The sequence below is a fragment of the Nocardia sp. 852002-20019_SCH5090214 genome, from assembly GCF_001665865.1.
GTDB lineage: Bacteria > Actinomycetota > Actinomycetes > Mycobacteriales > Mycobacteriaceae > Nocardia > Nocardia nova.
The window spans coordinates 76244-87259 of the sequence record NZ_LZMK01000114.1; the positions used below are offsets into that span (position 1 = coordinate 76244).

Genomic DNA, 11016 nt, shown 5'->3' on the forward strand with positions numbered 1-11016 from the left:
CCCACCTGACCGCTGTGCCCCACTTGCTGCTCCCTGCTCAGTTCGTGCTGAGAAGAAAGGCTAGCGGTCCGAGCGTCACGAAGATGCCCACAACGACCGCGATCACCGTGCTGAGGATGTCGTCGGTGCGGCGCAGCACGCGAACCAGCGCGACCAGACCGAGAATTACGACCATCGCCAGCACCAGGGCCAGGAACGGCATGACGTCCCACATCTGCTCGAAGCCCTTGAACAGCAACATTCCCGCGACCGCCGCGCCGACGGCCTGGCCGCCGAGGATCATCCACTGCCGCCGGTTGAGATCCTCGACCGAGCCGCGGCGGGACGCCGGTCGGCTCAGCTGCGGCAGTTTGTCGCGCAGGGAGAAGCTGCGCGGGGCGGCCCGGCGCCGGCGCGGGGTGGGCTCGATCTCCTCGTCGTCGAGCAGATCGTCGTCGTAGTCGTCCTCGGGTTCGTCGAGTTCGACCGGTGCGTAGAACTCGGTGCGCGCCTCGGCAGGATCGAGGAGATCGATCACCCCGCGGCGCGGACCGCGATCGCGGCGCGCATCGGCCCCGCGCCGCTCCTCACGCGCTCCGGCATCGCGCAGCAGATCTCCGGCAACGGTCTGCCCGGACAGCAGCGGCTGCTCTCGGGCGGCCAGCGACCATCCCGGCGACCGGTCCTCGGCCGGCTCGTCCGGGTGGCCGCCGGATCCGGGTTCGTCGAAATCCCGGGGAGCCGAAGCCGGAGCACCGGGCCGCCGCCGCGCCGACCACGCGGGAAGTCCCTGGCGGGCGTCGGCGCCGTTGCGGCCGCCTGCGGGTGCCTCGGGCGCGCCCGACCCGTCGCGCCCCGGCTTGGCACCGTTGCGGCGCGGCAGGTCGGCGCGTCCCGGTGTCGGGAAGTCGGGCGCACCGAATTCACGGCCTGCCGGAGCGCCGAATTCGCGGTGCGGAGAGGGGGTTTCGGGCGGGCGAGGCGGCGCCCAGGCCGCGGTCGGCGGCGTGGGGTCGGTTCCCATGCCGCCCTGGAACGGCGGCACCATCACGGTGTTGCTCTCGTCGGGGTCCGGCCGGTGCCGGCGCCCGGGACGCCCCGAATCCACCGGTGTCTCGGGAGCGGCGAACGCACCCGCCGCCTCCCGCTCGGCCAGCGCCTCCCGCAATTCGCGGCGGGCGCGGCGACCGGTGGGCGCCGGCGCGGCATCCGCACCGTACGGCGCGGGCGCACCCTCCGGCGCGGCGTGCCGGGTGGAATCGGGCTGGGCGCCGTATCCGGGAGCGTCGTATCCGGGGGCCGCGCCGAACTCCGGCGAGGAATATCCGCCCGGAGAGTCGAACGAGGTGGGCTGGAAGCTGTTCGCCGCGTACCCCGACGGCTCCCAGGAATTCGGCGCGCTCGGCGCCTCCGGAGCGGCGGCCAGGGGATCGTAGAAACTGATCGGGCCGGACAGCGGTGATTCGGCTTCGTATCCGGGTACCGAGAGCTGGAAGTCCGGCATCGGTTCCGGATCCGGTTCGGCCTCCGGAGCGGCGTGCGAGGAGGAGCCCTCCCGAACGGCCGGCAGGTCGCCGGTCAGGTCGGTGACCGCGATGCCGCGTCCGCCTCTGCGCCGGCGACCGCCGCCCGACGCCGGAACTCCCTGGCCGTTGCGCGCCAGCAGTTCGGCGACCGACAGCTGGGTCGAATCCTCACTCATGCCGGCTCCTTTCGGTCGTGAACGGGCTGCGGCGCGGGGACGCCGGGCTGCCGCCTCCGCTCCTGCCGTTCACGACGGTCCTTTCCGATTGACCGCTTCCCGCATCGATCATCCCGATACGGCCTCGGTCGGGCCCGGCACTCCGATGGGCCGAGTACTACCCGGACCCGGGTCGCTACCCAGGTCGGTATCCAGTTTGCGCAGGATCAGTCCTTCGCGCAGCGCCCACGGGCAGATTTCGAGCGTATCGAGGGACAACGCCCGCATACTCGCCTCCGCTACCAGTGCGCCGGCCACCAATTGCTGCGACCGGTCGGAACTGACACCTTCCAATTCTGCGCGATCGGCGGCGGTCATCCGAGAGATGAATGCGATCAACTGCCGCAGACCGGAACCGGTGAGACTACGCCGCACACGCGGTCCCGCGGCCGAAGGGGCGGCTCCGGTCAGCCGGGCCAGCGAGCGGAAGGTTTTCGAGGTGCCCACCGCCAGATCCGGACGCCCGACGGCGAGCAGTTGTTTGGCCGGTATCACCAACTCGGCGTCGAGCCAGTCCCGCAGCACCGCCACCCGGCGCTTACCCGGCGGATCGCCGTTCAGCCAGTCTCTGGTCAGCCGGCCCGCCCCCAACTGCAGCGACAACGCCGCGTCGGGCGCCTCGTCGCAGCCGTTGCTCATCTCGAGCGATCCGCCGCCGATGTCGAGATTCAGAATGCGTCCCGCGCTCCACCCGTACCAGCGCCGCACCGCCAGGAACGTCAGCCGGGCCTCGTCGACACCCGAGAGCACCCGCAGATCGACACCCGCGCGCGAGCGGATCTGGGCCAGCACGTCATCGGAATTGGCAGCCTCCCGCAGCGCCGAGGTCGCGAACGGCATCAGCTCCACACAGCCGGAAGTCTTTGCGATACTGGCGAATTCGGTGATCGTCTTGGTGAGCTTGGCCGCGCCCTCGGGCGTGATGCAGCCCGCGTCGTCCATATTCTCCGACAGCCGCAAGGTGGCCTTCGTCGAGCTCATCGGCATCGGGTGCCCACCCCGATGCGCGTCCACCACGAGCAGGTGGACGGTATTACTTCCCACATCGAGAACACCGAGCCGCACATGAATACGGTACCGGGGTCGGTGGAGGCACCGGAGGACGAATCGGAACTCCCCTCACCACACCAGCCCGGAACTGGGGCTCGAGCGGCAAAGCTGTTAGCGTCTGGCGATGTGACCGCAGGAGCATCCGCGCCCACCCCCGTCTCGCCGGACACGACGCCGGCCGGGCCGCGACCAGCTGCGAAGATGGATCCGGCGCCGGAGGTCGATCTCGACTTCCCGCGGGAGTGGATCGAATTCGTCGATCCGGCAAATGCCGAGCATCTGATCGCGGCCGATCTCACCTGGCTGCTGTCGCGCTGGACCTGCGTCTTCGGCACGCCCGCCTGCCAGGGCATCATCGAAGGCCGCCCGGACGACGGCTGCTGTTCGCACGGCGCGTTCCTCAGCGACGACGACGATCGCAAGAAGCTGGCCAAGGCCGTGAAGATGCTCACGCCGCAGGATTGGCAGCTGATGGACGAGGCGCGCGATCGCGACGGCAAGATCCGCAAGAAGCTGTATCTGGAAGAGGACGAACTCGACGACGAGCCGGCCATCCGCACCCGCCGCTACGAGGGCGCCTGCATCTTCCTCAACCGCCCGGGTTTCGCCGGCGGAATCGGTTGCGCCCTGCACACGATGGCCCTGCGCAAGGGCATCGAGCCGCTGACGGTGAAGCCCGAGGTGTGCTGGCAGCTGCCGATCCGGCGCACGCAGGACTGGGTCGACCGGCCCGACGGCGAACAGATCCTGCGCACCACCATCACCGAATACGATCGGCGCGGCTGGGGCCCGGGCGGTTTGGATCTGCACTGGTACTGCTCCGGTTCGCCCGACGCGCATGTCGGTAGCCGCCCGGTCTGGCAGTCCTACGCGCCCGAACTGATCGAATTGATCGGGCAGCCGGCCTACGACGAACTGGCCCGGCACTGCCGCCGTCGCGAAGGACTGGGCCTGATCGCGGTGCATCCGGCGACGACCGCCGCGCGCGAGAAAGCCGAAACCGAACCGAACGGGAATATCTGATCCGCCAACCCATTTCGTAGGAATATGGGTAACGCGCCGGGTATGCCGGCATCCGAGTCCTCCGTTGTCGAGCACGAATCCGCGGGAACCGATTCCGCGCCGGGATCACGCCCGGGCGCACCCCGGATTCTGTTGATTTCCGGAAGTACCCGGCCGGGTTCCACCAACACCGCCGCACTGCGCACCTTCGCCGATCTCGCCGCGCCGGCATTCACCGCGGAATTGTTCACCGGGTTGGTCGAGATTCCGGCCTTCGTGCCGGGCGATCAACCCGCCCCGCCGGCGGTGCGGGCCCTGCGTGAACAACTCGCGGCCGCCGATGCCGTGGTGTTCTGCGCACCCGAATACGCGGGATTCATTCCCGGCAGTCTGAAGAATCTGCTGGAGTGGACCGTCGGCAACGCGGATCTGCACGAGAAACCGGTGACCTGGATTTCGGTGGCGGCCCCCGGACGCGGTGAAGGTGCGATCACCTCGCTGCGCACGGTGCTGGGATATGTCGGCGCGGTGGAAATCGAATCGGCGTGCCGGCGAATTACCGTACTGAGCGCCATGGTCGGGGCCGACGGAACGGTTTCGGACGCGGCCGTGCGACAGGCTCTCGCCGAATCGGCCGCCGCGATCGGCGCACATCTTTCGGCCGCGGCGGCGCCGCGGGAATTGTGAAGTACCTCTGTACGGTCATCGGCTCGCCATGCGCGCTTCACATACCCGTGATAGGTGTAGGTCATGATGAGGAAATTCCTGGCTACTGCCGCTCTCGCCGCGGGTGCGGCCCTCACCCTTGCTCCCGCCGCGCACGCCGACCCGATGACCGATCCGGCCAACTACTCGCTGCAGAACGACAACTTCGTCGCCTACAACGACCCGGCGGCGCTGTCGGCGAAGGACAACGGCAAGCAGGTCATCGTGAGCCCCTACGGCACCTCCAAGCCGATCGCCTGCCACGACAACACCGCGCCGCTGGACGACTGCTGGCAACGTGACGACTTCGGCTGGTTCCAGCTGCAGAAGCAGGAGCTGCCGCAGATCGGCATCGCCTGGGTGCACGTCGTCTAACAGAACCCTCAGCAGCTCGGCGTCGATCAGCTCAGCGTCGATACGGAAAAGCCGCGAGGCCCGAGGGCCTCGCGGCTTTCTCGTACCGGCGAGAATCAGGCCTCGAGTTTGTACCCGAGCCCGCGCACGGTCACCAGATGTTCGGGCTTGGCCGGATCGGCCTCGATCTTCGAACGCAGCCGCTTGACGTGGACGTCCAGGGTCTTGGTGTCGCCGACGTAATCGGCACCCCAGACGCGGTCGATCAGCTGGCCGCGGGTCAGCACCCGGCCGGAATTGCGCAGCAGGTATTCCAGCAGATCGAATTCCTTCAGCGGCAACGTCACCGATTTGCCGTTGACCTGCACGGTGTGGCGATCCACATCCATGCGCACCGGGCCGGCCTCGAGGACGCCGCTCTCGCCGGACCCGTCCATCTCCTCACCGGCGCCGCGGCGCAGCACCGCCCGGATGCGGGCGATCAGCTCGCGTGAGGAGTACGGCTTGGTGACGTAATCGTCGGCGCCCAGTTCCAGGCCGACCACCTTGTCGATTTCACTGTCGCGGGCGGTCACCATGATCACCGGCACACTGCTGCGGGTGCGCAGCTGCTTGCACACGTCGGTGCCGCTCATCCCGGGCAGCATCAGATCCAGCAGGACGATGTCGGCGCCGGAGCGGTCGAATTCCGACAGCGCGGATGGCCCGTCGCCCACGACCGTGACCTCGAAGCCCTCCTTGCGCAGCAGGAACGCGAGCGGATCGGCCAGCGACTCCTCGTCCTCGACGATCAACACACTGGTCATCGGGTTGCCTCCACACCGTTTTGTCCGGTCCGCCGGCGCGGACCGTCGTCGTTCTTGCCCACCCCGATTGCGGTGGGGCTCTTCCTCTCCGCCGGGGCGGCGGAATTCTGGTTGCCTGATTCGACCGCGGGAATACGCAGCGTGAACGTGGAACCGGTACCCAATTTGCTCCACAACGTGATTTCCCCGTTGTGATTGGCGGCCACGTGTTTGACGATAGCCAGCCCGAGTCCGGTTCCGCCGGTGGCGCGCGAACGCGCCTTGTCCGCGCGGAAGAAACGTTCGAAGACCCGTTCCTGGTCTTCCTTGGCGATACCGATACCGCGATCGGTGACCGCGATATTGACGTGGCCGTTGCGCAGCGACCGGCTCACCGATACGTGCGAGCCCTTCGGCGAATAGTTGATCGCGTTCTCGACCAGATTCGACAGCGCCGTCACGAGCAGAGTTTCGTCGCCGAGTATTTCCAGTCCACTGTTGGCATCGGTGCTGACGGTGATTCCGGCGGCTTCGGCGGCGGTACGCGACCGTTCGATCGCGGCATTGACCACGGTGTCGACGTCGACCGCCTCGAGCTGCGGCAGCTTTTCGGCCCCCTGCAGCCGCGAGAGCGCGATCAACTCGGTGACCATCTTGCCCATCCGGTTCGATTCGCTGACCAGACGCTGCCCGAAATGCCGCACCGAATCCGGATCGTCGGCCGACTCCAGCATGGCCTCGGCGAGCAGACTCATGGCGCCGACCGGCGTCTTGAGCTCATGGCTGACATTGGCGACGAAATCGCGGCGGGTGGCCTCCATACGGGCCTGTTCGGAGTCGTCGTCGGCGAACAGCACGACGAAGTTCGAATCACCGCGCGAGAGCGGGCGGGCCACACCGCGCACGGCGATGCTGTTGCGGCCGGGCAGCGGATTCTTCAGCGTCTGGTCGAACTCGACATCCTCGCCGGTGGCGATCACCTTCTCCACCGCCGCCCACGCGCGTTCGTCCAGCAACCGGTTGCGGACCAGGCCCAGTTCCTCGGCGCGCGGATTGACCAGCACCACGTCGCGATATTCGTCCACCACGGCGATGCCGCTCTCGGAGGCCAGCACGATCAGATCCAGGACCTGCGACATGGTCAGGCCGGATTCGGCCGCTCGACGCTCGGCTTGCCTGGCGTTCATGTACGGGATGACCAGGCCACCCACGGCCAGACCGACTACGGCCGCGAGGACTGCAAGCAGCACGGCCTGGGGAACGCTCACATAGAGAATCGTACGGTCGCGGACACGTACTCCAAACCCGGGTTGACGAAGTTTCGCGCAGGTCACGGCTGATTCCGCGATCGTTGGCCGGGTGTTCACACAAAGTTGGCCGAGCCCCGGATCGGCCCCGACCGGCGGTTTTCGGCCGCCGGGCAATGGTCGCGCGAACAGTTTTCCTTGCGGCACCGCACATCTGGAGTCCGCGCGAATCGCGCGTGAACACCTCCGGCGTGTCGATCCGCCGCGGCGCTCGTCCAGCGACCCGCGCCGAGTGTGAGGTGCGCCTCAATCTCGCACCGCCGACACCGGCCGGAGACGAAAAGTCCCGGGTACGTACGCCGTTGTACGTTCCCGGGACCGTCGGGGAGCCTCCTACCGGCTCACCAGCCGGAGTCTCCCTTGACCGGGATGTTCACGAAGCTAGGGGCATTCGGATCCAGTTGCAGGTGTTCGGGTTTTAGGCCGGTGTCCGCGAGCATCGGCGCGATCGGCAGGCCCTTGGGGAAGTTGCCGGCGAACACGTCCACCCGCAGGCGATGGCCGGGCGCGAGGACGGCCTGCGTGGCGGGCAGCGCGATGTTCAGTTCGGTCACTTCGCCGGGAACCGTCGGCTGCCGCTTGTCCAGCGAGGTGTAGGCCCGCGGGTCGGTGTAGTCGCCGTTCTCGGACCGGGTGCTGTTCGCCTCGTCGACCTCACGTAGCGAGGCCATCAGTTGCCCCGAGGACAGCACGGTCGACTGCCCGTCCGGCGCGACGTCGTTGACCGTCACCGTCCAATACCCGTCGGCGGCGTCCTGAACGGTGTTGAGCCGCACCGCGATCGGGCCCGAGATGGTGGTCTCCCCGGCGACCGGGGCGCTGGTGAAGGTCAGCGCGTTGGTTTCCGCGATGCGCGAGTCCTTGCCGCAGCCGTCGATGACGGCGAGCACACCGGCGGTCGCCTGCGCGGCATCGTTGGAGCACAGCGTGGTGAGCCCGGGCGCCACCGTCAGACGTGTCGGCGCACCGGTGAATTCGCCGGTCAGCGAGCCGTCGTAGACACTGTTCGCGGTACCGCTGCGGTCGCCCGACAGGTACATGCGACGGTACTTCGCGGCCTCCTCGGCCGGCGCCGACGGTCCGAAACCGCCCTGGGTGATCCAGCCGCCGCCCTGTTCGCGCAGCGTCACCGGACCGTAGGTGTCGATGCCGTTGTCGATTCCCTTGAGCCACTTGTCGAACCACGCTCGCTGCAGTACGTCCAGCCGCGGCGGCAGACCGGGCTTGCCGTACTCGTTGCCCGAGTTGAGGTGGTAGGTGTTGCCCATGAACAGTTGCTTCTGCCCGGGCGGGAGCGGAATCCGGTTGTAGATCTTGGATTCGGAGTAGGTGAACAGATCGTGCCACCCGCCGGTGACGAAGGTCGGCACCTGAATCCGGCCCGGATCACCGATCCACGCCTGCCGTTCCGAGGACATGTCGTTCAACATGTTCTTCACCCGCGGATCGAGGGTGTTCATATCGGTGTTGGTGTAGGCACTCAGCAGTACATCCATATAGGTGTACGGATCGCTGATCCGGTCGTTCAGCCACGTGCTGTCGAATTTTCCGGTCACGATCGACTGCACGTCCGGCACCCATTTGAGGGTGTTGATCGCGGTGAGCCACAGCGGAATGAAGTTGAACCCGAAGCCGCCGCCGGGGGCGAGAACATCGTCGACCAGATCGCTGCCGGGCACCACCGGGAAAATCGCCTTCAGCGCGGGCGGCTGCTTCTCCGCCACCTGCACCTGATTGATGCCCGAATAGGAAATGCCGGTCATCCCGACCTTGCCGTCCGACCACGGTTGCCGCGAAGCCCAGTCGATCACCTCCACGGTGTCCTGCTGCTCGCGTTGGCGCAACATATCCCATTCGCCCTGCGAGAAGCCGGTGCCGCGGACATCGACCACGACCTGGGTGTAACCGCTCTTGATCAGCTGCCGGTCGACGGAGAAGTTGCGCAGTTCGCCGCCGCCGAAGGCCTTGGTCAGATCGGTGACCCCGGACAGCGCGGTGCCGCTCATGTCGATCTGGCGGAACAACCCCAGCAGCGCGTCGGACAGCCCCGGAACCGAGCCCGCGTGGTCGGCCAGATTCGAGACCAGTTTGGTGTAGGGCGTCATGTTCACGACGACCGGCGTGCGGGTGTCGACCGGACGGCTGGCGGCATCGGCGGGCCGGTACACATTGCCCTTCAGCACCGTGCCGTCGCTCATGGTGATCGGCACATCCCAGTCGATGTGGATGTTCGGATACTGCTGCGGGCCGTCCTCGGTGGCGGTCCACGCGGCGCCGGCGGCACCGCCGTCCGGACCGGTCGCGACGGGCCCGGCCTGAGCCGGAGTGGCGAAGAACGGGACGGTCACCGCGGCGGCGACGGCAGCGACTGTGGCGCGTAACGCGTACTTCATCGAACGTGATCCGCCTCTCGAAATGGTCGAACGCCCGAGAGTGTATCTACTGCGGAGTAAGTTGCAAACCAGCGGTTACAACTTCTGCAAGAAAAAACTCTCAACTTCTCAGCCCCTCATCCACGTCGATGACCAGCGGAAAGCCCGGCGGTTTACCTACCGGAAGTTATCCACACCACTCCCCACCGGCCCGGACGCTACTACCGGCGGTGCGCATCGGGGCACGAACCGCCGCGCGGCAATTCGATAGCTACGAATCGGCAGAAGAGATGCAGCTCACAAAACGCTGAGTATCGCATATTCATACGCGCGACCGAGGGAACTTCGACATTCGGAAACCGTACGCACGCAGCGGGTTCGAGATATACGACAACGCGCCGCGGTCGATGACCGCGGCGCGTCGAAAAGTGCGGGAATCCGGTTTATTTACCGCCCTGGCTCGCGACCGCGGCCGCACCCGCGGCTGCCGCCTCGGGGTCCAGATACGCCGCGGGACCGATCGGACGCAGATTCTCGTCCAGTTCGTAGCGCAGCGGAATACCCGTGGGAATGTTGAGGCCGGCGATATCCTCGTCGGAAATACCGTCCAGATGTTTCACCAGTGCGCGCAGCGAATTTCCGTGCGCCGCAACCAGAACGGTCTTTCCGGCCACCAGATCGCGGGAAATCGTGGACTCCCAATACGGCACCATGCGGGCGACGACGTCCTTCAGGCATTCGGTCGCCGGCACGTCGATACCGGCGTAGCGCGCGTCGCCGTTCTGGCTGTATTCGCTGTCGGCCTCGATGGGCGGGGGCGGGGTGTCGTAGCTGCGGCGCCACATCATGAACTGGTCGTCGCCGTACTGATCGCGGATCTGCGCCTTGTTCTTACCCTGCAGCGCGCCGTAGTGCCGCTCGTTGAGCCGCCAGTCGCGGACCACCGGAATCCAGTGCCGATCCGCGGCGTCCAGGGCGATATTCGCGGTGCTGATCGCCCGGCGCAGCAGCGAGGTGTAGACGATATCGGGCAGGATGCCGTGCTCGGCCAGCAGTTCACCGGCCCGTTTACCCTCGGCGACACCCTTGTCGGTCAGGTGCACATCCACCCAGCCGGTGAACAGATTGAGAGCATTCCATTCGCTTTCGCCGTGGCGCAGCAACACGAGGGTGTACGTCATGCAGGTCATGCTAGCGGTGCCGCGTCGGCGAATTTCAGCTGCGCCGGATCGGGCGCTCGCGACCGCCACGAGCCGCGACCTACCAGCTCACGGTCAGATCGTAGGCCGTCAGAATCGCCTGCAGGGCCGGGTTGATCGGCGGAGGCAGCACCTCCACGCCCGGATCCGCCGACGTGACGAGTCCGTTGGAGGTGTGCGCGAGTCCGGTCCGGCGCAGCCAGATGGCCCAGCAGTCCCATTCGCTGCCGTGCCGCGAACCGTAGGCGATCCCGTGCGCGAGGCTGTCGTCGTCGAGCGTGATCTGCCAGATCCGAGTGGAGATCGCCGTCGTGAGCCAGCGCTCGCCGCCGCGCAGTTCGGCGACCGTGACCTCCCGCAGGCCGCGCTCCACGAGTGCGATCGGGGCATATCGCGCGATCGCCGAGAGGCTGGAGGCCGCCTCGATATCGATGAACCATCCGTGCGTCGGCTCCGACGACGAGCTCGAATCGCTGATCAAAGAGGAATGGCAGAGTTCGGGATATCGGCCGCCCCGTCCCG

At 67.1% G+C, this 11016-nt stretch carries 9 protein-coding genes and 1 pseudogene; 3 read left to right on the top strand and 7 right to left on the bottom strand.

Annotation, left to right across the window (positions count from 1 at the left end; genetic code table 11):
• Positions 1-37: 37 nt before the first annotated feature.
• Positions 38-1681, bottom strand: coding sequence for a hypothetical protein (locus A5780_RS09405; RefSeq protein ID WP_064908224.1), 1644 nt, complete (start codon positions 1679-1681; stop codon positions 38-40).
• A 108-nt stretch (positions 1682-1789) separates the two neighbouring features.
• Positions 1790-2785 (bottom strand): Ppx/GppA phosphatase family protein, encoded by a 996-nt coding sequence (locus A5780_RS09410; protein ID WP_082976363.1) that lies wholly within the window; start codon positions 2783-2785, stop codon positions 1790-1792.
• Between the two features lie 186 nt (positions 2786-2971).
• On the opposite strand from A5780_RS09410, the gene A5780_RS09415 reads away from it, so the two are divergent.
• The 3 genes from A5780_RS09415 to A5780_RS09425 all read left to right on the top strand — a co-directional run bounded on the left by A5780_RS09415 (position 2972) and on the right by A5780_RS09425 (position 4852).
• Positions 2972-3793, top strand: coding sequence for a hypothetical protein (locus A5780_RS09415; protein ID WP_030516184.1), 822 nt, complete (start codon positions 2972-2974; stop codon positions 3791-3793).
• 42 nt (positions 3794-3835) lie between these two features.
• Positions 3836-4459: an NADPH-dependent FMN reductase gene (locus A5780_RS09420; RefSeq protein ID WP_082976364.1), complete on the top strand. Its 624-nt coding sequence runs from the start codon at positions 3836-3838 to the stop codon at positions 4457-4459.
• A 63-nt stretch (positions 4460-4522) separates the two neighbouring features.
• Complete coding sequence (locus tag A5780_RS09425; RefSeq protein ID WP_030516182.1) at positions 4523-4852, top strand: hypothetical protein; 330 nt, start codon at positions 4523-4525, stop codon at positions 4850-4852.
• A 95-nt stretch (positions 4853-4947) separates the two neighbouring features.
• Here A5780_RS09425 and A5780_RS09430 read toward each other — a convergent pair whose 3' ends face one another.
• The 5 genes and pseudogenes from A5780_RS09430 to A5780_RS09450 all read right to left on the bottom strand — a co-directional run.
• On the bottom strand, positions 4948-5637 hold the full coding sequence (locus tag A5780_RS09430) for a response regulator transcription factor (RefSeq protein WP_030516181.1): 690 nt from the start codon (positions 5635-5637) through the stop codon (positions 4948-4950).
• Positions 5634-6884 carry a cell wall metabolism sensor histidine kinase WalK gene (locus tag A5780_RS09435; protein WP_030516180.1) on the bottom strand — a complete coding sequence of 417 codons (1251 nt, stop codon included), beginning with the start codon at positions 6882-6884 and terminating at the stop codon, positions 5634-5636. Before A5780_RS09435 ends, A5780_RS09430 begins: the two co-directional genes overlap by 4 nt.
• 380 nt (positions 6885-7264) lie before the next feature.
• Positions 7265-9316 carry a CocE/NonD family hydrolase gene (locus A5780_RS09440; RefSeq protein WP_063016280.1) on the bottom strand — a complete coding sequence of 684 codons (2052 nt, stop codon included), beginning with the start codon at positions 9314-9316 and terminating at the stop codon, positions 7265-7267.
• A 422-nt stretch (positions 9317-9738) separates the two neighbouring features.
• Entirely contained in the window at positions 9739-10476 is a 738-nt protein-coding gene (locus A5780_RS09445; RefSeq protein ID WP_064908233.1) for a phosphoglyceromutase, read from the bottom strand.
• Between the two features lie 79 nt (positions 10477-10555).
• Positions 10556-11016 (bottom strand): annotated as a pseudogene (locus A5780_RS09450) (hypothetical protein); the annotation flags it as partial.

Coding starts and splice junctions, on each gene's coding strand:
- A5780_RS09425 (WP_030516182.1), top strand. CDS start 4,523: ATGATGAGGAAATTCCTGGCTACTGCCGCTCTCGCCGCGGGTGCGGCC.
- A5780_RS09445 (WP_064908233.1), bottom strand. CDS start 10,476: ATGACGTACACCCTCGTGTTGCTGCGCCACGGCGAAAGCGAATGGAAT.
- A5780_RS09405 (WP_064908224.1), bottom strand. CDS start 1,681: ATGAGTGAGGATTCGACCCAGCTGTCGGTCGCCGAACTGCTGGCGCGC.
- A5780_RS09430 (WP_030516181.1), bottom strand. CDS start 5,637: ATGACCAGTGTGTTGATCGTCGAGGACGAGGAGTCGCTGGCCGATCCG.
- A5780_RS09415 (WP_030516184.1), top strand. CDS start 2,972: ATGGATCCGGCGCCGGAGGTCGATCTCGACTTCCCGCGGGAGTGGATC.
- A5780_RS09440 (WP_063016280.1), bottom strand. CDS start 9,316: ATGAAGTACGCGTTACGCGCCACAGTCGCTGCCGTCGCCGCCGCGGTG.
- A5780_RS09420 (WP_082976364.1), top strand. CDS start 3,836: ATGCCGGCATCCGAGTCCTCCGTTGTCGAGCACGAATCCGCGGGAACC.